The organism is Rheinheimera sp. MM224 (assembly GCF_947090785.1).
Lineage (GTDB): Bacteria > Pseudomonadota > Gammaproteobacteria > Enterobacterales > Alteromonadaceae > Pararheinheimera.
On sequence record NZ_OX352320.1, the window covers coordinates 1,628,659 to 1,652,859 of the forward strand.

Sequence of the window (24,201 nt, forward strand, 5' to 3'; positions counted from 1 at the left end):
TATGCTGGTGTGGGGAATTTCCCACAAGGAGTTAACATGAAAAACAAGATCTTAGGTAACGTATCGCTCAGCATTATTGCGTGTGCGGTTTTAGCAGGGTGTGGATCGGACGATAAAGACGAATTACCAACAGTATCCGTTGCAGCTGCAGTTTCGTTAAAAGAAAGCCGAACAACCACTATAGCTGCCACAGCAACAGATGATGACGACACTATCACATACAGCTGGACTCAAGTGTCTGGCCCAACTCTTACTCTGACCAACGCAACAACAGCTACTGTAGGTGTTACAGCACCAGCTGTGGATGCCAATGGCGCTGCAGTATTACGTATTACAGTAACAGACGAGGGCAGCCAAACTGCAAGTGCAGATGTAACGGTCAACGTAGCCAATAATGTATTGCCAACAGTGACCGCAACTTTTGATGCCGCGGCGGAAAAGTCTGATGTGACCTTAACAGCTGTTGCAGCTGATTCAGATGGTGAAATTGAAAGCTACAGCTGGACCCAAACTTCAGGCGCTGCTGTGACTCTGACAGGTGCTGATACTGCAACGCTCAGCTTTACCGCTCCTAGCGTGACAGAAGATACTGAACTCGCTTTTAGCCTGACAGTAACAGACGATGATGACGAATCTTCATCCGTTGAGGGTACTGTCACAATCACTCCTGTGATGACCACTTTTACGGTAACAGGCACTGTGTCTGATGCTGCTTTTGCCAACGCTGAAATCAGCGGCGAGTTAGCTGGTGAAGCTTTTACCACAACGGCAGATGCCGATGGTACTTTTAGCCTTGCCTTAGAAGCGGACGATGACGAAACTAATCTGTTTACCAATATCACCGCAAGCTCTGTAGTGACGCCCGGTGTTGAGTATTACAAATTTATTCCAAGCCTGACCGTTGGAGTTGCTGAAGCCGCGGCAGGTTCTGTCGTGGATAAAGTATCTGCAGTAGTTGCGACTTTATTAGATGTAACTCCATCCGCAGTGGGTGATAATCCGAACACTGTTTCTATCAATGCCGTTTCTACCGCATTGTATTCACTGATTGTTGCTGCCAATGGTGGCACGGCGCCAGCCGATCTGGATAGTTTTACTTTTGTTGAGAAATCAGTAAGCCCGGATGATTTGATTGAAGCTGCTGCTGTAGTTCAGTTAGTCATTCAAGGTGGTGCATTTGCATTACCTGAAGGGGTAACCAATGTGTTAGAACTGCTGACTAATACCGAAGCCTACAACAACTATGTTGAAGCTGCAGAAGCGGAAGATCCAGGTATTATTGCAGAGACTATTACCGCCATTATCGAAGATCCTGAATTAACTCCTCCAGTAGAAGAATCTGCTATTGCCAGTACCTATTATGAGGTATATCCGGCTGCGGACGGTTTCTTATCTCGTGGTGGTAATAGATTCGACTTCAACCAAGACGGCACTGGCGCTGAAACCTTCAGTAGTGGTATGAACGAATTTAGCTGGGAGCTGGTGGACGGTCTTATTCAGTTAACTTATCTGGATGAGGCACCATCGTATTACTATCCTAGTGTTCGTGATTCGAGTGTTGGCTTAACTGAAGATCAAAAGAATCTGTTAATTAACGCCGGTATCACTCAGATTGAAGTGAAGCGCGTTCAAGATAGCTCTTCAATGCAACGTATTGTTCAGGGCGAAAAAACTGACACCTATCGTTTTGTCTCAGCTGGCATTGACACCATGACACCTGTCACTGTGGGCCAGACTTTGGTTAACCCAACAGGTGTTGCATATCAAGCGACTCAAGACCAGTTATTGCGCAACGCTGACAAGTTAGGTGATGTTAAGTTTACTGAAACTGAGCTTGCAGGGCAGTGGATGTTTGAGCACTACTACTACGCTGGTGAGGCAGATTTAGGTTATGCCAGCATGTTTGCCGACATATTTGAAATTAATGCTGACGGTACTGGTACTGCATTAGAAGTAGACAAGAGCTTCGACTGGGAAGTTGATGCAGCAGGCGCTTTTGTCGCTACATTTGCCGATGGCTCCAGCATCAAAGCTATTAAGCTTGATCAAGTGGGTACAGATGTTCAGGTATTCAGCGCGACTTATGATGCAGAAGGCTCTTTAGTCGCAGCTGATGCTGATTATGCATTGATGTTGGATGGCAGTGACTTCAGTACTTTTGACCAAACCAATCCGGAAGATATGTATTGGAATACCACAATTAATACCTGGACTAAAGATTCATGGGACAATGGTAACTTATTGTGGAACAACGGAAATTCATACTTTGGTTGGCAGTTGCTTGAAGATAATACTGGCTACACCATGGGCAATACTGAGACTGCACCACCAACTTTCGAGCCTTTGTTTGACTTGCCATTAACTTGGGAAGAAGAAGCAGTAGAGGGCTCTGAAGATGAGTCTGTGGTGAGTATTAATCGTTGGACTTGTTGGGATGATGGTACTAAGCCCTGTGCTCAGCGCCAATGGCGTTTACTCAAATCTACTGATGGCAATTTAGGACCGCGTATTTATGTGTTTGAAATTGAAGAACGCAGAAATAGCAGTACTTCGCCATGGTATGTAGTAAATGGTTTAGGCCCACGCCTGAATATTTACGAAGAGCTGTCGTTCTCTTACTGGAATGATACAGCCGTAGCGCCAGCAGCGGCTGCTGTGACTTCCGGTGTGTCGACTACAAAAGCCTCGGCCGGCAGCAAAAAAGCGGTGGCACGTATCTTGGTTGAGCCAAACCAAAAGCCAGTCGCTGGTATGTAAGAGTAAAAACAGAACCATGTCTGTCCGGCATGGTGTGTTGAAATAAAACCACCTCTACATGAGGTGGTTTTTGCTTTTGTTGAAACAAAAACTATAGTTGTGCAGTATCAATAAACCGCTTAGGGCTTAGTTATGCACTATCAAAAAGTAGTCCATCACGGCGCAACTGACGGTGTTACTGGTTCATGCCACCAGTATTTCATCAATGAACAGCACAGCGTGCTGATTGACTGCGGTTTGTTTCAGGGCATAGAGCAGGGTAGGGGTAAAGCAGGAACAGATTCCGCCCAGATCAATTTCCCGCTCGATGGTATTCAGGCGCTGTTACTTACCCATGTGCATATTGACCACGCTGGCCGTATTCCTTATTTAATTGCAGCAGGCTTTCAGGGCCCTATTTATTGCAGCAGGGCATCCGCCTTGTTATTGCCTCTTGTGCTGGAGGATGCATTAAAAATGGGTATCACGCGGGATGAAAAGCTGATCACTGGCTTTATTCAGGCGGTATCGCGTCAATTGCGTCCATGCGACTACGGGACATGGTATCCATTGGAAGGATGTGCAGATACGGCCCGTGTACGTTTTCAAAATGCAGGTCATATTTTGGGCTCTGCGTATATCGAAATTCACCATCAAACCCTGTCGTCTTATAAGCAGGGTTGGTATAAGGCCGTTTTTTCAGGTGATTTAGGCGCACGTGATACCCCCTTGTTGCCTGACCCAACACCACTTGAAGATGCAGATTTACTGGTGCTTGAAAGTACTTATGGCGATAAAAATCATGAAGATCGAAAAAACCGGCAGCAGCGTTTACAACAAGTGCTGGAAAAAGCCTTTAGAGACAATGGCACAGTACTGATACCCGCTTTCAGTATTGGCCGCACTCAGGAATTGTTGTACGAGCTGGAGGATATTATTCATCGGATGCAAGGGCTGGCTATACATAAAGGTCTGAGATGGGAGCAGCTTGATATTATTGTCGACTCACCTCTGGCTGCAAACTTCACTGCAGTGTACAAAGAGTTAAAAGAGTACTGGGATGACGAGGCCAAACAAAAGCTACAAAGTGGCCGCCATCCTCTGCAGTTTGAGCAGCTACTTACCGTCAAAAGTCATGACGATCACCAAAAGGTAGTACAACATTTAGCGGATACCGGCAGACCAGCCATAGTGATAGCCGCCAGTGGTATGTGCGCAGGAGGCAGGGTGGTGAACTACCTGAAAGCTTTATTAAGTTCTGCGCGCCATCAAATTTTATTTATCGGTTATCAGGCTCGTGGCACACCAGGCGCAGCCATACTACAGCATGCCAAAACTGGCGGTTATGTGCAGCTTGATGATGAAGACTACCCCATTAATGCCGAAGTGATACAGCTGAGTGGTTATTCTGCCCATGCTGACCAGCAAGACTTATTGTATTTTGTCGATCAGATGCACAAGCCTCCGGAGCAAATTCGCTTAGTGCATGGCGATACAGAGGCCAAGTTAGAACTAAAGAGAAAGCTCGAAGCCAAAGGCCACAACGTAGTAATTGGATAACCTTATCCGGCATAATTTTGCCCTGAACTGATTTATTTAAGTTCCTGTTCAGCTAGCGTACTTTACTCTGCCGCCACAGCGTAAATTCTGATACCATTTCAGCAGTTTCATATTAATGGAAGTCCCTATGATCAAAGTATTAAGTGTGTTTGGTACCAGACCTGAAGCCATCAAAATGGCGCCTTTAGTTAATTTGTTAAAAGAAACGCCTGGTATCGATAGCAAAGTCTGTGTGACAGGCCAACACAGAGAAATGCTGGATCAGGTGCTGAAGCTGTTTGACATAAAGCCAGACTACGACCTGGCTATCATGAAAGCCGGTCAGGACTTGTATGATGTAACCACTAGTATTTTGTTAAATATCAAAGCAGTTCTGCGTGATTTCAAGCCTGACATAGTGCTGGTACATGGTGATACCAGCACCACTTTCGCTGCGGCTTTAGCTTGTTATTACGAGAAAACTGCAGTGGGTCATGTAGAAGCAGGGCTTCGTACCGGTAATATTTACAGCCCATGGCCTGAAGAAGCAAACCGCAAGTTAACTGGCGCTTTAACCAAGTTGCATTTTGCTCCAACCGACACGTCACAACAGAACTTGCTGAAAGAAAATATTGATCCTGCAGGCATAGTAGTCACAGGGAATACGGTCATTGATGCCTTGCATCAGGTAGTCGCAAAAATTGATGCTGATACCAATTTAACCAAAAACTTCGAACAACAGTTCCCTTATGGCTTAAATGGTCGTCGTTTAGTCTTGGTGACAGGTCACAGACGCGAAAGCTTTGGTGATGGTTTCGAACAAATTTGTGCCGGTTTAAAACAAATTGCTCAGCAATTCCCGGATACAGACGTTGTTTACCCAGTGCATTTAAACCCTAATGTGCGCGAACCTGTATTTCGTTTATTAAGCGACACGTCCAACGTGCACCTGATAGAACCTCAGGATTATCTGCCTTTTGTCTACCTGATGAGCCGAAGCACAGTGGTGTTAACCGACTCTGGCGGTATTCAGGAAGAAGCGCCATCTTTAGGTAAACCTGTATTGGTGATGCGCGATACGACAGAGCGCCCTGAAGCTGTAGCCGCTGGTACTGTTAGATTAGTCGGAACCGATGCACAAGTGATAGTGCAGGAAGTCAGCCGTTTATTAACAGACAAAGCCTATTACGAGCAAATGAGTTATGCCCACAACCCTTATGGTGATGGCAAAGCTTGTGCACGTATTATCGAGGCTATTAAAGCCAGTTTTAAAGGCTGAGCTATAAACAGCATTTTATAAATGAGGTGTTGTAACTAAATCAGGCGGCGAAATGTGATGAAATGTTTCGCCGTTGCTACCTTTAATAAACAAATTTCCATTAGACAAAAACAGCGTAATTCGCTAAAGTCGCCGCCGGTTTCGTTTGGATAAGAACCGTAAAGGACCTTTAGCATTAGGATGTGCAGAAATCCTCTCTGAGTTACTTCTGACATACAGCTGGTTTGACACAAAAAATCCTTTGGAAAGAACAATATCTTGTTCGGTTTTTTGTTTGTTAACAAAAGTGGCTAAAAATTTACTTGTGTATAGCTTGTGCAACCAAGCCGCAAGGCGGCATTTGATGCCAGTTTCTGCTTGGAAAAACGAGCAAAGCAGGTAAACTACATTGGTTTTTTGCTGGATCTAACAAATACAATATCTGGAGTTGTAGCGTGCTAAAACTTTTAAAAACTTGTGTGCTGGTGGCCTTGTTCGCCGCATTGCCAGTGTCTGCTGTGACACCTTCCCCTGCAATGATAGCGCAGTTTCAAAACTTATCTCCTGCCGAGCAGCAGCGTTTAGCTAAGCAATATGGTATTGAATTACCAACAGGTGCAGCAGGAGCTGCAAGCTCGCAACAGGCTCAGCCTCAGGTATTAGTACCGCAACAGCAAAGTGTTATTGTCGAAAATGTACTGTCTGAACCTGCTAGTACAGGCCGTGAGTCTCAGCGCTTCGGTATGACTATGTTTAATTCTCAAATCAGTACCTTTGCACCTGTAGATAACGCACCAGTGCCAGAAAATTACCGCTTAGGTCCGGACGATATTTTATTGCTGCAGTTATTTGGCAAACAAAACAGCAGCAACGAACTCATTGTAGGCCGTGATGGTTCAGTGAACCTGCCAGAGATTGGCCCAGTTCATGTCAGCGGTTTGTCTGTCTCTCAGGCATCCGATGTCATTGCCAATAAAGTACGTGAAGCCATGATAGGCGTCGATGCCGCTATTACTATGGGTAAGCTTCGTACTATCAATATTTTTGTCGCTGGCGAAGCAAAAACGCCTGGTATGTTTGCCGTATCAGCTTTAACTACTGTTACTCAGTCTTTGTATCTGGCTGGTGGTGTTTCAGATATTGGTAGCTTACGCGATATTCAGGTCAAACGTGGCGGTGCTACTGTAGGTCGTTTTGACTTATACGATTTATTACTGCGTGGCGACAGTTCAGGCGACATCCAGCTGCAGCACGGTGATGTAGTTTTTGTAGCCCCACTGAAAGCCACAGTTCAGGTGACAGGCGAAATTAAGCGTGCAGCCATCTACGAAGTTAAATCTGGTGAGACTATCGATACTTTGCTAAGTATGGCTGGTGGCACCAAAGCCGGGGCTTATCCTCAGTCTGTGGTGCTGGAGCGTTACAACAGCAACAACTTACGTGACTTACTGAACTTAGATTTAACCAACGCAGTAAACCGCCAAATGGCGTTACGTGACGGTGATTTATTGCGTATTGCCGAAACCTCTTCACGTATTGAAAATGTGGTCACTGTTGCTGGCGCTGTGGTTCGCCCTGGTTTTTATGCCTGGCAACAAGGTATTCGTATTAGCGATTTAATCAAGTCGTTCTGGTCTGATTTACATATGTCTGCCGATCTGGATTACGCCTTAGTAGTGCGTGAAGTGAACAACGCTGGTGATATCAAAGTGCTGCACTTCAGCCTGGCAGAAGCTATCAACCAGCCTTCAGGTGAAGCTAACCTTAGCTTAAAACCTCGTGATTTAGTCTTAGTCTTTCATCACGCCAATGAAGCTATAGATAGAGAAAAGTTAAGTGCTTATATTCGCGACAAAATTAAGCAGCGTTACAATTTGCCTGCAGACGTAAAATGGACTGCAGAAGACGACCTGTCCTCTAAAGCTTTTCTAAGCATGCTGCAGTACGATACTCAGTTGGATAGTAATCAGGGACGAGCGGGCAGAGCTTCAACTGCTGGTGAATTACGTATTATCGATGCACAAACTACGTTAAATGCTGACGTTACAGGAACACCTGTTGTGGCTACGCCGGATTTAGGTCGTGGCGCTTTACCAGCAATAATGCAACAGCTTATGCTGCAGATGTACAGAGACAAAAATGTTTTGGCATTATCCGCCAGCTTTAACAGAACAGAACTGCTGTACCCTTTATTACAGAAGCTGAAAAACCAGGTGCGTCGTGGCGCCGACCCGTTAATTCTTTCCGTCAGCGGAGAAGTAAAGGTACCAGGTGACTATCCTTTAACCGAAGGCGCTACAGTAGCCAGTTTAATAGCTGCCGCCAGTGGTTTAACTGAATCTGCGTTTTTAAACAGAGCTGAACTGACACGAGCTGCTGTCGCCGCCGACAGTAACAGCATTGAAGTAAACAATATCGCTGTCGATCTGAACAAGGTATTCTCTAAAGAAGAGGTAGTTGCCTTACAGCAAAGAGACAGACTGAATATTTTTCCAATCCCTGACTGGAATATCAACCGTACTATTGAAGTCCGTGGCGAAGTTAAATTCCCAGGGCGTTATACCATTCAACGTGGTGAAACCTTATCTAATGTGCTGAACAGGGCCGGTGGTTTAAACCGTAATGCTTTTATGGCTGGTGCTATCTACACTCGTGAAGATATAAAAGAGCGTGAGCGGGTGCAAACGAAAAAACTGGCCGCTCAGTTGCGTGCAGATATAGCCACTAAAAGTTTGTCTGAATCAGGCATTACAAGTACTCCGCAAGACGCATTACTCATGATTAAACAATTGGAAGAACAACCTCCGGTTGGGCGTTTAGTTATTGACTTGCCTTCTATTTTAGCAGGCCAGCCAGATTACGACGTACAAGTGCAAGATGGCGATTTACTATATGTGCCACGTATCGACAATACAGTGTCTATTGTCGGCGAAGTGCAACACGCCAGCAGTCACAGATTCCAGTCAGACCTTTCAGTGGAAGATTATTTAAAGCTTGCCGGTGGCACTCGTAAACGTGCTGATGAAGAGCGGGTTTATGTAATTAAAGCCGATGGTTCTGTAATGATGCCAGATCAAAATGGTTGGTTTGCAATAGAAAAAATGAATCTGGAGCCTGGTGATACAGTAGTTGTTCCTGTAGACACCGAATATAAAGACAATCTGTCATTATGGGGACAGTTTACTACTATTTTCTATCAAAGTGCTGTTGCTATAGCTGCGTTAAACACCTTCTAGGACTAACAGTTGTGGGGGAGTTCTTAAAAAATACGCTGATAAAATCAAGGCTCTGATGCGTTTGTGCTTGCTGATCTTAGGATGCTAGAAAAGTTAGGCAGACTACTTCAGCTACACGAGCCTTTTTTCTAATAGTGATAATGTTCAAATGACGAGAGCATGTCAGTAGTCCCTAGTCATATTTATTAGATTAGGGGATATAGAATATTTTTTAAGTGTGGGGATATTGCTCAAGCCAAACTTGGAAATGAGCCTGTATTCTGGGTAGTTCAATTTGAGTTTGTTATATTCATGATTCGATTAAAAAATCGGACTCAGCATTATTAAGAGTGTACCAATGCAATATGTTTTTGTTGGTGCGACGAGAAATAAACAGGGCTTTTGGGTTGCTATAACCTGAGGCTGAATTGTACCTAAAGTATGAGTATATGGTAGCTGATAACAATATGATTGATGAAAGCCAAACAGTAGCAGCCAGTAGTAGTTCAACTGACGAAATAGATTTACGTGAACTTTTTGCCGTTATTTGGCAAGGGAAATGGTTGATTATGGCTATCACTGCGCTATTTTCGATAGCCTCAGTGATTTATGTACTAACGCTGCCAAATATTTATAAAAGTGAGGCCTTGCTTGCCCCTGCCACAGAGCAAAAGGCGAATGGCTTATCGGGTCAATTAGGTGGCTTGGCTGCTTTGGCTGGTGTAAATTTGGGGGGAGGTGCTGCTGTTGATAAAACCGCTTTGGCAATCGAGATTGTAAAATCCCGAGAGTTTCTGGGCCGGTTTATTGAAAAGCGTATTCAACTGGCAGACTTAATGGCGATAGAAAACTGGGATTTAAGCACCAATACAGTTCAATATAATTCTGATATTTATGATGTGACAAATCAGCAATGGTTACGTGAAGTTGAGCCACCAAGACAAGCCAAACCTTCTGTACAGGAGGCATATAAAGAGCTGTTAAAAATTCTGGTTGTGAATCAGGACCAAGCGACCAGCATGGTAAAACTCAGCATTCAGCATGTATCACCCTACATAGCTCAAAGTTGGGTGAAAATCCTGGTAGAAGATCTTAATCTTGAAATGAAAACCCGTGATATCGAGGAGGCAGAAAAGAGCATCTCTTATCTGCAACAACAAATACCTAAGACAGAAGTTGCCGATTTAAGAACCGCTTTGTATTCATTGGTAGAAGAGCAAACGAAAACCTTGATGTTGGCTAATGTTCGTGAAGAGTATGCTCTTAAAACAATAGATAAGCCTATAGTGCCTGAAGAAAAAGCAGGACCGGCTCGAGCCTTGATTTGTCTGGTTATAACTTTCTTGGGCGGCTTTATTGGCATGATAGTCGTATTAAGCCGTGCTTTTCTGTCAAATAAAGAATGAAATACAATATGAAAACAATTCTAGTCACCGGTGGAGCCGGTTTTATTGGCTCAGCTGTGATCCGTCATATACGCGGTACTACGTCAAATAGGGTTATTAACGTAGACAAGCTAACTTATGCTGGTAACCTTAATTCGGTTTCTACGGTTGAGCAAAACGAGCTCTATCTGTTTGAGCAAGTAGATATCTGTGATGCGAAGGCGATGGCTGAACTTTTTGATAAATATATGCCGGATGCGGTAATGCATCTGGCCGCTGAAAGCCATGTAGACCGCTCCATCGATGGCCCTGCCGCTTTTATTGAAACAAATATCGTGGGTACTTACACTCTATTAGAAGCTACTCGTAGCTACTGGAAGGCTTTACCTGAAGACCGTAAGCGTGATTTTCGTTTCCACCATATTTCAACAGATGAAGTCTATGGCGACCTGCATGGCATCGATGATCTATTTACCGAAACAACGCCTTATGCCCCCAGCAGTCCTTACTCTGCAAGCAAAGCCAGTTCAGACCATTTAGTGCGTGCCTGGTATCGTACTTACGGTTTGCCTGTTATTGTAACAAATTGCTCCAATAACTATGGTCCTTACCATTTTCCGGAAAAACTAATACCACTGATGATCTTAAACGCCTTAGCAGGTAGACCTTTACCTGTTTATGGAAAAGGAAATCAAGTGCGTGACTGGCTGTATGTAGAAGACCATGCCCGCGCTCTTTATAAGGTTGTAACCGAAGGCAAAGTAGGTGAAACCTATAACATTGGTGGTCATAACGAGAAGCAAAACATTGAGGTCGTTCATACTCTTTGTAGCTTACTTGAAGAACTAGCACCCGCCAAGCCAACAGGCGTTGAACGCTATGAAGATTTGATTACTTTTGTCGCCGACCGTCCGGGCCATGATTTGCGTTACGCTATTGATGCCAGCAAAATCGAGTCTGAATTAGGATGGAAGCCAGAAGAAACCTTTGAAAGTGGTTTGCACAAAACCGTGTTGTGGTATTTAAACAATAGACATTGGTGGCAGTCTGTATTGGATGGCAGCTATAAAATTGAACGCTTAGGGCATGGAGGATAATAGATGAAAGGAATAGTTCTTGCTGGTGGTTCTGGTACCCGGCTTTATCCTATTACTCGTGGCGTATCGAAACAGCTATTACCTGTATATGACAAGCCAATGATTTACTACCCGATATCGGTTTTAATGCTGGCAGGTATCCGCGACATCCTAATTATCACAACGCCTGAAGATCAAGCCGCTTTTCAGCGCCTGCTTGGCGATGGTAGTGATTTTGGCATTAATTTGAGTTATGCCATTCAGCCAACTCCAGATGGCCTCGCGCAGGCTTTTATTATTGGGGAACAATTTATCGGTAACGATAGCGTTTGTTTAGTACTTGGAGATAACATTTTTTATGGTCACGGGCTTCGACCCAAACTTCAGAGCGCGGCGTTAAGAGACTCTGGTGCAACGGTGTTTGGATATCAGGTTAAAGATCCTCATCGGTTTGGTGTTGTTGAGTTTGACGACAATTACAAAGCGTTATCCATTGAAGAAAAACCAGAAAAACCTAAATCAAACTATGCAGTAACAGGACTGTATTTTTATGATAACGATGTTATTGATATAGCGAAGAACATCGAACCGTCCGCGCGTGGCGAGTTGGAAATAACTTGTGTTAACAATGAATATCTAAAACTAGGACGCCTCAATGTGGAGCTGTTGCGAAGAGGGTTCGCATGGTTAGACACAGGGACTCATGATAGCTTGTTAGAAGCTAGTGCTTTTGTTCAAACAGTTGAGCACAGACAAGGATTTAAAATTGCCTGCTTGGAAGAAATTGCTTTTATAAACAGCTGGTTGGATAAAGAACAGTTATTAAAATCATCTCAATCAATGCTGAAAAATGATTATGGCAAATATATTGCTTCTTTATTAGAAAGTATGTGATATGAAAGAAATATGCCATTTGATGTATTTGGACAAATTTAGTAAACCATTTTATCTTCTGATAAAAAATCACTTTACAAGTCAGCCTCACCACTTTATCACTTATGGTGAGTCAGTGAGTGATTATGTGCCAGACTTTTCTGAAAATCATTTGACTAACAGATTATCTGCTTTTATAAACGCAATACCAACTTTGAATCGAAGTGATAAAGTTATATTACATGGTGCGTTTAGTACAAAAGTTCTTTTTTATCTTATGTTGCAACCTTGGCTTTGGAATAAAGTATATTGGGTGATATGGGGTAAAGACCTTCAGTTTTTTAATAATCGTAAACGAAGCATATCATATGTGATTAGAAAGTTTGTGTTATCAAGAGTCAAGGCTTACATCACATATTTGCCTGAAGACTATGAAAAAGCTAAGTGCTTAATAAATGCTAAGCCAGTGTTTAGAGAATGTATCGCGTACCCAAGTAACGTTGTATCAGATTTTGATGACCGTGATTGCGAGAGAAAAAAACTTAAGATAATAATGGTGGGTAATAGCGCGGATCCGTCTAATTCTCATGTCGATGTCTTTGATAAACTGGTTGGCAGTAAAGATGAAATATCAAAGCTGATAGTTCCGTTATCGTATGGCGATAAGATTTATGCTGCTGAAATTATTGAAAAGGGTCAAGCTATATTCAAGGATAAGTTCTCCCCGTTGACAGAAATGTTGCCACTGAATGACTATAAAAAAATTCTAAAACAGATTGATTTAGCGTTCTTCAATCATGATAGGCAGCAGGCAATGGGAAATACGATATACCTCCTCTCCTTAGGAAAAACAGTATATATGCGTGAAAATACACCATCATGGCTGTTTTTTGAATCTAAGGGTGTTGTACTAAAAAGCATCAAAGATGATGAATTAGAATATATAGCACCTTCTGAATCGATGAGTAATAAAAGAGCAATTTTCAAATATTTTAATGAAGAAAATTTAGTTAAACAATGGACTGCAATTTTTAACGAATAGAATGAACACGTTTTAATGGGTTACGGGCAGTTTAAATGTGTAGGTTTGAGTCTGTTCGTAATGCTGCACTATATAGTATGGTTTTATGATTAAAACAAAGATTGCAATCAAAAGAATTTCAAGATAGTTAATTTTGCGGAGCGTACTGGTCTCGATTTTGAGTTTGAAAAACTCAGCAGACATTCAGAATCGGAATATATTACTGATGGTCTGCTTAAAATGAATTTCTTCTAAAAGATAGAAGTAACATAAATTTAAAAATAGAATGCCAGATTTATGCTGATAGCTCAGTGAAATGTGGTAAATAATACTCCCGTGTACTTCTTAAAATAGAAGTTGAGTTTTACAAGGAAGAACAATGATCCCATTTAATAAACCACCGGTAATCGGAACTGAGATTGACTATATTTCGAAAGCATTATCATCAAACAAACTCTGCGGTGATGGTGCTTTTGGAAAGTCGTGCCAGAATTGGTTTGAATCTAAGCTTGGTTGTTTCAAAGCTCTGATGGTTCCATCATGTACACATGCTTTAGAACTTGCCGCATTGCTAATCGATCTTCAGCCTGGTGATGAAGTCATCATGCCTAGTTATACTTTTGTAAGTACAGCGAATCCTTTTGTTTTACGAGGTGCAAAGATTATTTTTGTCGATATCGAACCCGATACGATGAATATTGATGTATCAAAAATAGAAAATGCAATTACAACCAAAACAAAAGCTATTGTGCCAGTACATTATGCAGGCGTTTCATGTGACATGGACTCGTTAATGAGCATAGCAAACCAGTATGGTTTAATCGTAATAGAAGATGCGGCTCAAGGGATGCTTTCAACGTATAAAAATCGTCATTTAGGTACTATTGGGCATTTGGCCGCGTTCAGCTTTCATGAGACAAAGAACTATACAAGCGGTGGAGAAGGAGGCCTGATTTTAATTAACGACAGCCGCTTTATTGAGCGTGCTGAAATAATCCGAGAGAAGGGCACTAACCGTAGCCAGTTCTTTCGTGGAATGGTCGATAAATACAGTTGGGTCGATATTGGCAGTAGCTACTTGCCTTCAGAAATACAGTCAGCTTATTTGCAGGCTCAGCTAGACAGCTCGGAAGTTATTTTTAAGCGAAGAATGGCAATTTGGAACCGTTATTATGATGCATTGACAGCAAAGGCTGGAGATAACGGCTGGAATCTTCCTGTAATCCCGGAAAATGTTACTCACAACGCCCATATGTTTTACATTAAATGTCGCGATATTGACGAGAGAGAACGATTTATTGGGCATTTAAAGCATAATGGTATTATCGCAGTATTCCATTATATACCTCTACATAGTGCTAAAGCCGGTAGGTTATTTAGTAAATTTAGTGGGCTGGATGAACATACAACGAAAGAAAGTGAGCGTCTGGTAAGGTTGCCACTGTTTTTTAACATGACAGATGATGAAGTTGAGCATGTTATTTCAACAGTTACAAATTTTAATTAATGAATCATAATCGTGTAGCACTAAGTGGCGTGAAGTGGACAACTGTTTCAATGTTGTTCACCACCCTATTAATGATGGTGCAAGTCGTTATTCTTGGCAGGTTTTTAGAGCCCGCAGAGTATGGCGTGCTTGCATTAATCATGATAATAATTGGATTGGGTGAGATATTTGTAAACTTCGGCCTTAGCGAAGCTATTGTACAAAATGAAGTTAACTCCAGTATCCAGCTTTCAAGCCTCTATATTGCTAATATCATTTTCTCAATTGTTGTTTTTCTGTTTTCTGCGGTGTTGATTTGGTTATTCTTCCCGTACCATGAGCATATTGTGCTCTGTACTGTTGCCATGAGCTCTGTCGTTATAAATTCAGTTTGTCTGCAATTTAAAGCTTTATGTCAAAGGGACTTCCTTTTTAACTTACTCGCCAAAATAGAGATTATTTCTTATTTAGCAGGATTTTTATCTTTACTTGTGGCGTTGGCTAACGGGTTTGGTCTTTGGTCAGTCATTATAGGCTTTCTGACAAGAATTGTTATATCAGTTCTTTTGCATGTTTTAAATGCAGTAAAAATGAATTGGTTTCCAGCATTTCATTTTAAACTCAACCAGATAAACGAGCAGCTCAAGTTTGGGTTTAACTTGCTGGGCGCAAATTTGCTTAATTACGTCAGTTCCCGATTTGACCAGGCCGTTGTAGCAGCAATATTAGGCCCGACGGCCTTAGGTTACTATTCAATGGCGTTTAATTTAGTCATACAGCCAATGCAGAAACTGAATCTTGTTGTGACCAAAGTTGCCTTTCCGGTGTTGTCTCGATTACAGAACAACAGGGACGACCTGACAAAAGGGTATATCCACGTGTTGCTTGCTGTTGTGCTGGTTAATACACCTATCATGTTGTCATTATGTTATCTGGCTCCAGAATTTGTAGGTCCTGTACTGGGGGATAACTGGCTACCTGTTGTTGTATTGCTGCAAATTTTATCTTTTTACGCTTTGATGAGATCAACAGGAAACGCTGGCGCGACTTTAGTCATGGCAACAGGCAAAGCCGCTCTGCTGTTTAAATGGAATATGTTCGTAACGGCTTTGCAGCCCTTGGTCATTGTTCTGTCTGCCAGATTTGGCGGGGTAGAAGATGTTGCCATTGCTTTAGTCATATTGCAGCTTACCTTGCTTTTTATCTGGTACCAATACGTGATCGTTGAATCGATTGGGAAATGCCTTAAAAAATATGTTTTAACTATTTTTGCTCCTGCTTTTATTTTTGGTCTTCTTCTATTTATTATCGAGCAATTCGGCTCATTCATTGAAGAACAATCGCCAATGTATAAAATTGTTTGGGTTATGTTGACATGTTTGATCTACTTTATAAGTATTTTAATACTTGTTAAGCGTGGCTATTTGTTTAATGTGAAAAAAGAAAATTAATATGCAATTAGTAACGGTAGTTATCCCTTTTTACTCAACGGTTAGAGGCTTGCTGATTAATTCAGTTCGCAGCGCTTTGAACCAGACACTCAGTGATATAGAAATCATTGTTGTTGATGATTGTTCACCAGTACCAGCACAAGACGAGTTAAAGAGCATAGATGATTCACGCTTGAAAATTGTTCGTCACAATATAAACAGCAATGGTGGTATTGCCAGAAATAGTGGATTGGATTCTGCCAGCGGTGACTATGTCGCTTTTCTTGACTACGATGATATCTGGTATCCTGATAAACTAGAAAAGCAACTGGCGCTTTTTAAGCAGGCAGAAAAAATGTCAGAAAATCCAGTGGTTTATTCACGCTGTAAAATTATTGATGGAAATAGGACAATGATAAGGCCAGTAAGGGCGATAGCGGATAAAGAGCCTGTTGGTGATTATCTGTTCTGTGCACGTCAAATTATTCAAACAAGCGGGATCTTTCTGAGAACTGCTGTGGCTAAGTCTGTCAGATTTGATGATTTAAAGCGGCATCAGGATTATCAGTTTTGTCTGTCGCTGGAACAATATGGTTGTACATTCCATATGTTAGAAACCCCCAGTTATGATTTTATTCAGATACCTAAGTTAAACGACTACAATTTTTCTTTGCAATGGTTAATGACATATTCTAAATTTTTATCAGGGAAGGCTAAGCATTCGTTCTTAGCATTGGTCGTTGTTAGATCGATGATAAGGCATAAACACTTTATAAGTGCGGTGATGTTATCTCTTAGACACGGGATTTTTTTGTCTTTTCTTTATTCACTTTTTGCTTTCATTTCTAAAGCAATTCTTTTTAAACGATAAAGTAGATATATTTTGTTTATAATATTTTTGGCAGCATTTATATTTCATATGGCCTCAATTTTTTTTACAATTGGGGCTGGCTTTTATTATCCAGTATCTAATGAAGTGATTTTCTATTCAACTGTGGATTTATTGTTAAGTTGTACAGTTGTTTATCTTGTGTTTCTCCGATTTCAGAGTGTAAGAGTTAGCTTCGTTGATGATTTCTCTTATAAGTGGGAAATTTTTTTAATAAACATAAATTCGTTATTGTTGCTCTAGTAGCATACACCGCTTATTTGGCATATCAATCATTTGGGTTAATTATGCAAGGGGTGGCGAGGCATCAGTTAATCGAGGAGTACGACACCGCAGGAGTAGATTACATGCTTCTCAGTGGGTTCTTTAAGCTTGCATTCCCTTTTTCTTTGATCTTTCTTAAAGATCGTAAGTTGAAATTCCTTCTTTTTATCGGATTGATCCTTTGTTTGGTGATAACTGCATCTAGGTCTGAGTTAAAATATGTGCTTAATTTTTTGCTAATGTATATGTTGTTCTTTCGTGGTTCAATACTTTTCAAAAAACTAGTTACACTTTTCATTGTTAGTTTTCTTTCTTATTAATAGCTACCTTGGTTACAGTGTTTATTCAGAATAGACCAGTTGCCGATGGGATATATTCAATCTTTTCTATTATTAGGAGTGTATTTCTTTATCAATCTTACGGATATTATCTCGCTGAGCGAGCGTTGGAGGCTGGTCATAATATAGATAAAGGTTTGTATCCATTCTTTGGTTATGCATCGGAGTTTATTGCGAAGCTTATTGGTGGAGCTTCTGTGCCAATTGATTCAAAGTTTGTTGGTGATCTTCATGTTCTTGGCGTCGGTTCGACAGATGGCAGACCGTTTTTAGCTAATATTGTTTATCCTTGGTGGGCTTGGTTTGTCGCTTATTTTGGTTTTTTCGGCCTTTTTGTTAAAGCGATATTTGTTTTCTTTTTCCTAAGTTTTTTGCTCAATTTCAGAATGATTTTTTCATTGGTACTGATATTGTCTTTTGTAATTCTTGGAACTGCAGGAGCACATCCTTTTTTGACGTTAACTCATACAATGTCTTTTGCCGTAGCATTTCTTCTAGATTTGTATGTTATAGCTTTTTCAAAATATTCAGTTCATCGGAGATAGAGGTAAATATGAAGATAATTGCGTTCGTTGGTGAGACTTTTGAGGCGTTTGATGATTATTTATATGCAAAGCCGACATCGGCTGCATTCCTTCAGGATGCTGTTGGTTCAGATAATGTATATGTATGTTCGCCTGTCATGTCTGCAGAAGTGCAACCAGAACGTTTTAGTACAAAAGTACAAGCCAAAAATTTTCATCCTTTCCCAAAATATTCATCTACAAAAGATTTTGTTATCAAGAGCTTATTAAAGCCTGGCTTTTTTGCGCAATATGCAAAAGTCGCTGATGATGTGATTAGGCAGCATTCCGGAGCTTACTTTTGGATAAGGACACCTTCTGTCGGAAGTATAGTTTTTGGGCTTCGCGCATTGAAGGCCGGAGAAAAAGTACTGCACCATATGTGCGCTGATGCGTCCAATACATGGCGCGATGCAAAATATTCTGGTTTTGAAAAAGTCTTGGGTTATGTATTGTCCCGGTATATTCGCTTTAAGCTTAAACAAATCTGTAGACACCCAGATACTCTGAATTTATGCACAGGTAACGCTTTAGAAGAGTTCAGTAAAGCCTATGCACCAGATCGTACTTTTCAGTTTGTCGATGTCATGGTGAAACCACCGAAAGAATTGACAGTAAATAGCTATACTCCAGGTTTTTTGAATATCTTATTTGTTGGTAGGCTTGTCGAAGACAAAGGCGTATTTGATCTGTTGCATGTTGTTTCTGAAATGGCAGACAAATGCCGTGTTACTTTTGTTGGTGATGGCCCTGACCTAGAGGCAGCAAAGCTGCTGTCAGCAAAACTTGGTGTGGATAACATAGTGAATTTTACAGGGCAGTTACCGCATCAGCAATTATCTGATATTTATAATGATTCAGATTTGGTTGTTGTGCCGTCAAATAACAATTATGAAGGTTTTCCTCGAGTTATTATGGAAGCATGGTCTCACCATAAACCTGTAGTTGTTGCTGACGTTGGAGGGATCAGAGCTTTTGTAAAAGATGGTGAGAATGGATTGATATTTCCACCAGGTGACCGCAAGCGGCTTTATCAGTGTATTCAGTCTGTTGTGCAAGATCAGTCCACCTACAATAAAGTCCGGGCAGGGGCTGAACTCATGGCTGCAGTTTCTATACAAGATTACTGGTTAGAAGTACTAAATAGTAAACTACGATAAATACAGGGATTTATTTATATGGGGCATAAAATTTCGCTACTTTACACCTGGTTTGTAAGGACATTGCTTATATTGTTACCTGACCATCCTGTGGTCATGAGGTTTAGGGGCCTGTTATACGGCTTTTGCATGCCAAGATGCGGAGTGGACTTTCAGGTTTCAGCGTCTGCAATTTTGAGAAATTTGGAGAATATTCATGTTGGACAAAATGTTTATATTGCTCCGAATGTTGTTATCAACGCGATTACATCAATCACTTTAGAAGACGAAGTGATGATAGGATTTAACAGCGTACTTGTATCCGGAAATCATACGTTAGTGGATGGTTCGTATAGATACGGAAAATCAAAGGTGAAGCAGATTATTATAGGGAAAGGTTCTTGGATTGCCGCAAACTGTACTGTTATTGCAGGAACCAAGCTTGCTGAAGGGTCTTTATTAGCTGCGAACTCATCTATTTCTGGTGAGTTTGTTGATACAGGGATATACGGTGGCGTACCGGCTAGGAAGATTAAGTGATGGCACAGTCAGTTTACGTGAGCGTAATTATGCCAGCCTATAACGTTGCTGGTTATATTGCAGAGTCTATACAAAGCGTAATAGCACAGAGTTTTCAGCAGTGGGAATTACTTATTGTCGATGACCGGTCAACTGACGATACGGTGAATGTTGTTCAGCAGTATGCGAATGATTCACGTATAAAACTGATCCAAAATGATAAAAATTTAGGTGGTGCTGGTTCCCGAAATGTAGCAATAAAAGCGGCCCAAGGTCGTTATATCGCATTTTTAGATTCTGATGATCTTTGGGCTCCAGAGAAGCTTGAGCGTCAACTGGCTTTTATGCACGAAAAGAAGGCAGATTTTTCTTTTTCTGGTTATTCGACCATTACCGAGCAAGGCGCGGTAGTGGACGATATTGAAGTACCGTCAAAAATTAATTTTAATAAGTTATTAAAGCATAACTATATAGGCTGTCTGACGGCTATTTATGATACAAAGCCTTTTGGCAAGATCTACATGCCATTGGTAAGAAAACGTCAGGATTTTGCACTTTGGCTTGAGTTATTAAAACGTTTTGACTACGCGTATGGTTTAAATGAGAATCTAGGGCAATACCGGGTGAGAGCTGGTTCATTGTCTGCGAGTAAAAAAGACGCATTAGTTTACTACTGGAGAGTGCTAAGGCAGGTTGGCGAATGTAATCTCTTTTCTTCTATTTATAACATTAGCTGTTATCTGGTTATTGTGTTTCTGAAGAAAAAGTATGTGAAGCTTTATAATCAAATTTTTATAAGTTGAACCAAGTGAGCACAAAAAAAATATTAGTGACTGGCGGTACTGGCTTTGTTGGCAAAGCTTTACTTAAGCAGCTTTCTGCAAAGGGCTACGACATTATCGCACCTGTCCGGCAAAAAACTGCTTATTTACCTGATGGCGTTGTGGCTCCGATAGTTGAAGATATATGCAGTCTGCCTGAACATTCTGATTTGTTTAATGGTTGTAGTGTTGTCATTCACGTAGCAGCAAAGGCACATGTAGTAGGTGAATCTCTGGAAGAGTTTAGACGGGTAAACACAGAGGCGACCTTAAATCTTGCTACTTTAGCAGCAAAGGCCGGAGTAAAGAGGTTTATCTTTTTAAGCTCGATAGGTGTGAATGGTATTAGCAATAAAGAGCCTTTTACTTCCTTTGATAAGCCTGCGCCTGTTGAAAATTATGCTATTTCTAAGTTAGAAGCTGAAATTGGTCTTACTCAACTTTCTGAAGCTTCGGGGATGGAAATTGTCATTATCCGTCCGCCATTAGTTTACGGCCCAGGAGCTCCCGGTAATTTTGGTAAGCTTATTCAGCTGGTGTATAAAAATCTTCCATTACCATTAGGCGCGATTGCTAATAAGAGAAGTTTGGTTGCTTTAGATAATTTAGTGGATTTAATCATTACCTGTATAAATCACCCTAATGCAGCTAATCAAACTTTTCTTGTCAGTGATGCCGAGGTCGTTTCAACAACGGAATTGTTAACCTCAATGATTTTGGCCTCCGGCAATAAGCCCAGACTGCTTCCCATCCCTATGAGTTGGTTAAAGGTAATTGGAAGGTTAACTGGAAAGCAAAGTGTTATCGACAGGCTTTGTGGCGATTTACAAGTTGACGCCAGCCATGCCAGAAATGTACTAGGCTGGACGCCGGTTATAACGCAAAGAGAAGGAATAGAAAGATGTTTTTTAAAGGATATTTGATTTGATGTTAATTCGACTATTCGATATTGTTTTTGCACTTTGTGGCCTAATCGTTGGTTTTCCACTGCTGATTTTACTTACTCTTATAGGCCTGTTTGATACGGGGTCTCCTCTTTTTCGTCAAGTGAGGGTTGGTCGCAATAAAAAACCTTTTACATTGGTGAAGTTCAGAACCATGAAGCCAGATACTGCGCATGTTGCAAGTCATTTGGCTAGCAGTTCCGCAATAACGACTTTTGGTGGATTTCTTAGAAGAACTAAACTTGATGAGTTACCTCAGCTATGGAATGTTCTCAAAGGGGAAATGAGTCTGGTAGGTCCGAGACCCTGTCTGTTTAATCAGGAAGAACTGATTATTGCCAGGGATAATTTAGATGTTTTCTCTGCTCGTCCCGGTATAACAGGTCTTGGTCAAATTAATGAAATAGATATGTCTACACCACAATTGCTCGCGGAGACAGACTGCATCATGAATAAAAGTTTGTCGGTTCGCTCTTATTTTAAATACATTTTGATGACCATTGCCGGAAAAGGCTCTGGTGACAGGGTCAGGCGCTTGTAAGTTGTCTGCTTGCTTTTGGAGAATGAAGAACTAATGAATACATTTAAAATTGCTGTAGCCGGCACTGGTTATGTTGGATTATCCAATGCGATGTTACTCGCTCAGCACCACCACGTAGTAGCTGTAGATATTGTCGATTGGAAGGTGAATTTACTTAATGAAAAAAAATCACCTATTGATGATAAAGAAATTTCAGATTTTCTGGCAAATAAATCACTGAACTTCGTTGCTACACTCGATAAGCAGCAAGCATATAAAGATGCAGATTTTGTAATAATAGCGACACCAACAGACTATGATCCTGAGACTAATTACTTCAATACTAAAAGTGTAGAAGCAGTTATTGCAGATGTTGTGTCTGTTAATCGTGATGCAATAATGGTTATTAAATCTACGGTGCCTGTTGGATTTACAAGTTCGGCTAAAGAACAATTCTCTACAAATAAAATCATGTTCTCACCTGAATTTCTTCGAGAAGGGAAGGCATTGTATGACAATCTCTATCCCAGCCGCATTATCGTTGGTGAGCAAAGCGAGTCAGCTAAAATTTTTGCATCATTGTTACAGCAAGGTGCTATAAAGCAGAATGTGCCGGTACTGTTTACTCACAGTACAGAAGCTGAGGCTATTAAGTTATTTTCTAATACCTATTTAGCAATGCGAGTTGCATATTTTAACGAGTTGGATAGCTATGCGGAAAGCCATGGTTTAGACAGTCGCCAGATCATTGAAGGTGTTGGTTTAGATCCTAGAATTGGCAATCATTATAATAATCCTAGTTTCGGTTATGGCGGTTATTGTTTACCTAAAGATACGAAACAGTTGCTGGCGAATTATAAAGATGTGCCTAACAATATGATTCAGGCGATAGTTGATGCTAATAGGACTAGAAAAGATTTTGTAGCCGATTCTATTCTGAAACGTAATCCAAAGACTGTTGGTATATACCGATTAGTGATGAAATCTGGTTCTGATAACTTCAGAGCTTCAGCGATTCAGGGAATCATGAAGCGTTTAAAGTCGAAAGGGGTAGAAGTTGTTATTTATGAGCCAGAGCTAAAAGCTGAATCCTTTTTTAATTCCAGAGTGATGACAGACTTAGACGAGTTTAAACGTTGCTCCGACGTTATTGTCGCAAACCGACGTAGTCCAGTGCTTGAGGATGTTGAATATAAGGTTTATACCCGTGATTTATTTGGAAATGATTAACAGGGAATGATTTTGAAATGGTAAAAAAAGCAGTAATACCCGTAGCAGGGCTTGGTACTCGTATGTTGCCCGCTACAAAAGCAATTCCAAAGGAAATGCTGCCTCTGGTGGATAAACCGCTGATACAGTATGTAGTGAACGAATGCATAGCTGCAGGTATAAAACAAATCGTATTAGTAACACATTCGTCTAAAAACTCGATAGAAAACCACTTTGATAAAAGTTTTGAGCTGGAATCTATTTTGGAAAAACGAGTGAAACGCCAGCTACTGGAAGATGTGCAAAGCATTTGCCCTAAAGATGTCACTATTATGCACGTGCGTCAGGGCGAAGCTAAGGGCTTAGGCCATGCTGTGCTTTGTGCTTTGCCTGCCGTTGGTGAAGAACCTTTTGTGGTGGTATTGCCTGATGTATTAATAGATGAGTACGACAGTAATTTGAAAAAAGATAATCTGTCGGAAATGGTGCGTCTGTTTGAAGAAACAGGCCACAGCCAGGTGATGGTTGAGCCTGTGCCTAAAGCAAATGTCAGCTCTTATGGTGTTGCTGACGTTGGAGGGCATCATCTGCAAGCCGGTGATTCAAAACAAATGACGGCTGTGGTTGAAAAACCTTCTGTTGAGGATGCACCGTCTAATCTGGCTGTAGTTGGACGTTATGTGTTTTCTGCGGAAATTTGGTCTTTGCTTAAACGCACTCCCGTAGGCGCTGGAGATGAAATTCAACTTACTGACGCTATAGCTATGCTAATGCAACAACAGCAAGTAAATGCTTACCATATTCGTGGTCGTAGTCACGACTGCGGCAATAAACTGGGGTATATCTCCGCTTTTGTTGAATATGCATTGCGGGATCAGATCTTAGGTGAAGATGTTAAAACTCGTCTGCAAGCTTTGCTGAGTTAACAGCTGTTTTTATTTAGCATGCAGCCTCTTAAAAGGGGCTGTTTTTGTAT

General features: G+C 41.3%; 19 protein-coding genes. All 19 read left to right on the forward strand.

Annotation, left to right across the window (positions count from 1 at the left end; translation table 11 throughout):
- Window positions 1-36 precede the first annotated feature (36 nt).
- Window positions 37-2,757, forward strand: coding sequence for a PKD domain-containing protein (locus OM978_RS07860; RefSeq protein WP_264346286.1), 2,721 nt, complete (start codon window positions 37-39; stop codon window positions 2,755-2,757).
- A gap of 132 nt (window positions 2,758-2,889) precedes the next feature.
- Window positions 2,890-4,296, forward strand: coding sequence for an MBL fold metallo-hydrolase RNA specificity domain-containing protein (locus tag OM978_RS07865; protein WP_264346287.1), 1,407 nt, complete (start codon window positions 2,890-2,892; stop codon window positions 4,294-4,296).
- 127 nt (window positions 4,297-4,423) lie between these two features.
- Window positions 4,424-5,554 (forward strand): non-hydrolyzing UDP-N-acetylglucosamine 2-epimerase, encoded by a 1,131-nt coding sequence (gene wecB / locus OM978_RS07870; RefSeq protein WP_264346288.1) that lies wholly within the window; start codon window positions 4,424-4,426, stop codon window positions 5,552-5,554.
- Between the two features lie 434 nt (window positions 5,555-5,988).
- Window positions 5,989-8,769 (forward strand): SLBB domain-containing protein, encoded by a 2,781-nt coding sequence (locus OM978_RS07875; protein ID WP_264346289.1) that lies wholly within the window; start codon window positions 5,989-5,991, stop codon window positions 8,767-8,769.
- 446 nt (window positions 8,770-9,215) lie between these two features.
- Window positions 9,216-10,154, forward strand: a complete 939-nt coding sequence (locus OM978_RS07880; RefSeq protein ID WP_264346290.1) for a Wzz/FepE/Etk N-terminal domain-containing protein — start codon at window positions 9,216-9,218, stop codon at window positions 10,152-10,154.
- A gap of 8 nt (window positions 10,155-10,162) precedes the next feature.
- Window positions 10,163-11,230 carry a dTDP-glucose 4,6-dehydratase gene (rfbB, locus tag OM978_RS07885; protein ID WP_264346291.1) on the forward strand — a complete coding sequence of 356 codons (1,068 nt, stop codon included), beginning with the start codon at window positions 10,163-10,165 and terminating at the stop codon, window positions 11,228-11,230.
- 3 nt (window positions 11,231-11,233) lie between these two features.
- Entirely contained in the window at window positions 11,234-12,103 is an 870-nt protein-coding gene (gene rfbA / locus OM978_RS07890) for a glucose-1-phosphate thymidylyltransferase RfbA (protein ID WP_264346292.1), read from the forward strand.
- Between the two features lies 1 nt (window position 12,104).
- Window positions 12,105-13,124, forward strand: coding sequence for a TDP-N-acetylfucosamine:lipid II N-acetylfucosaminyltransferase (locus OM978_RS07895; RefSeq protein WP_264346293.1), 1,020 nt, complete (start codon window positions 12,105-12,107; stop codon window positions 13,122-13,124).
- Window positions 13,125-13,482: 358 nt separating this feature from the next.
- Window positions 13,483-14,610, forward strand: coding sequence for a dTDP-4-amino-4,6-dideoxygalactose transaminase (gene rffA, locus OM978_RS07900; RefSeq protein WP_264346294.1), 1,128 nt, complete (start codon window positions 13,483-13,485; stop codon window positions 14,608-14,610).
- Between the two features lie 50 nt (window positions 14,611-14,660).
- A complete protein-coding gene (locus OM978_RS07905; RefSeq protein ID WP_413691064.1) occupies window positions 14,661-16,040 on the forward strand; it encodes an MOP flippase family protein in 1,380 nt (459 codons plus the stop codon).
- A 1-nt stretch (window position 16,041) separates the two neighbouring features.
- Window positions 16,042-16,890 (forward strand): glycosyltransferase family 2 protein, encoded by an 849-nt coding sequence (locus OM978_RS07910; RefSeq protein ID WP_264346296.1) that lies wholly within the window; start codon window positions 16,042-16,044, stop codon window positions 16,888-16,890.
- A gap of 619 nt (window positions 16,891-17,509) precedes the next feature.
- On the forward strand, window positions 17,510-18,055 hold the full coding sequence (locus OM978_RS07915; protein ID WP_264346297.1) for a hypothetical protein: 546 nt from the start codon (window positions 17,510-17,512) through the stop codon (window positions 18,053-18,055).
- An 8-nt stretch (window positions 18,056-18,063) separates the two neighbouring features.
- Complete coding sequence (locus tag OM978_RS07920; RefSeq protein ID WP_264346298.1) at window positions 18,064-19,233, forward strand: glycosyltransferase family 4 protein; 1,170 nt, start codon at window positions 18,064-18,066, stop codon at window positions 19,231-19,233.
- A gap of 144 nt (window positions 19,234-19,377) precedes the next feature.
- Window positions 19,378-19,752, forward strand: a complete 375-nt coding sequence (locus OM978_RS07925; protein WP_264346299.1) for an acyltransferase — start codon at window positions 19,378-19,380, stop codon at window positions 19,750-19,752.
- Window positions 19,752-20,534: a glycosyltransferase family 2 protein gene (locus OM978_RS07930; protein WP_264346300.1), complete on the forward strand. Its 783-nt coding sequence runs from the start codon at window positions 19,752-19,754 to the stop codon at window positions 20,532-20,534. Before OM978_RS07925 ends, OM978_RS07930 begins: the two co-directional genes overlap by 1 nt.
- 5 nt (window positions 20,535-20,539) lie before the next feature.
- Complete coding sequence (locus OM978_RS07935; RefSeq protein ID WP_264346301.1) at window positions 20,540-21,475, forward strand: UDP-glucose 4-epimerase family protein; 936 nt, start codon at window positions 20,540-20,542, stop codon at window positions 21,473-21,475.
- A 4-nt stretch (window positions 21,476-21,479) separates the two neighbouring features.
- Window positions 21,480-22,037: a sugar transferase gene (locus OM978_RS07940; protein ID WP_264346923.1), complete on the forward strand. Its 558-nt coding sequence runs from the start codon at window positions 21,480-21,482 to the stop codon at window positions 22,035-22,037.
- A gap of 33 nt (window positions 22,038-22,070) precedes the next feature.
- Entirely contained in the window at window positions 22,071-23,246 is a 1,176-nt protein-coding gene (locus OM978_RS07945) for a nucleotide sugar dehydrogenase (protein WP_264346302.1), read from the forward strand.
- 17 nt (window positions 23,247-23,263) lie between these two features.
- The gene (gene galU, locus OM978_RS07950) at window positions 23,264-24,151 is read left to right on the forward strand and encodes a UTP--glucose-1-phosphate uridylyltransferase GalU (protein ID WP_264346303.1); all 888 of its coding nucleotides are present in this window, start codon (window positions 23,264-23,266) and stop codon (window positions 24,149-24,151) included.
- Window positions 24,152-24,201 lie beyond the last annotated feature (50 nt).

Coding starts and splice junctions, on each gene's coding strand:
- OM978_RS07860 (WP_264346286.1), top strand. CDS start 37: ATGAAAAACAAGATCTTAGGTAACGTATCGCTCAGCATTATTGCGTGT.
- OM978_RS07865 (WP_264346287.1), top strand. CDS start 2,890: ATGCACTATCAAAAAGTAGTCCATCACGGCGCAACTGACGGTGTTACT.
- wecB (WP_264346288.1), top strand. CDS start 4,424: ATGATCAAAGTATTAAGTGTGTTTGGTACCAGACCTGAAGCCATCAAA.
- OM978_RS07880 (WP_264346290.1), top strand. CDS start 9,216: ATGATTGATGAAAGCCAAACAGTAGCAGCCAGTAGTAGTTCAACTGAC.
- rfbB (WP_264346291.1), top strand. CDS start 10,163: ATGAAAACAATTCTAGTCACCGGTGGAGCCGGTTTTATTGGCTCAGCT.
- rfbA (WP_264346292.1), top strand. CDS start 11,234: ATGAAAGGAATAGTTCTTGCTGGTGGTTCTGGTACCCGGCTTTATCCT.
- OM978_RS07895 (WP_264346293.1), top strand. CDS start 12,105: ATGAAAGAAATATGCCATTTGATGTATTTGGACAAATTTAGTAAACCA.
- rffA (WP_264346294.1), top strand. CDS start 13,483: ATGATCCCATTTAATAAACCACCGGTAATCGGAACTGAGATTGACTAT.
- OM978_RS07905 (WP_413691064.1), top strand. CDS start 14,661: ATGTTGTTCACCACCCTATTAATGATGGTGCAAGTCGTTATTCTTGGC.
- OM978_RS07910 (WP_264346296.1), top strand. CDS start 16,042: ATGCAATTAGTAACGGTAGTTATCCCTTTTTACTCAACGGTTAGAGGC.
- OM978_RS07920 (WP_264346298.1), top strand. CDS start 18,064: ATGAAGATAATTGCGTTCGTTGGTGAGACTTTTGAGGCGTTTGATGAT.
- OM978_RS07930 (WP_264346300.1), top strand. CDS start 19,752: ATGGCACAGTCAGTTTACGTGAGCGTAATTATGCCAGCCTATAACGTT.
- OM978_RS07940 (WP_264346923.1), top strand. CDS start 21,480: ATGTTAATTCGACTATTCGATATTGTTTTTGCACTTTGTGGCCTAATC.
- OM978_RS07945 (WP_264346302.1), top strand. CDS start 22,071: ATGAATACATTTAAAATTGCTGTAGCCGGCACTGGTTATGTTGGATTA.
- galU (WP_264346303.1), top strand. CDS start 23,264: ATGGTAAAAAAAGCAGTAATACCCGTAGCAGGGCTTGGTACTCGTATG.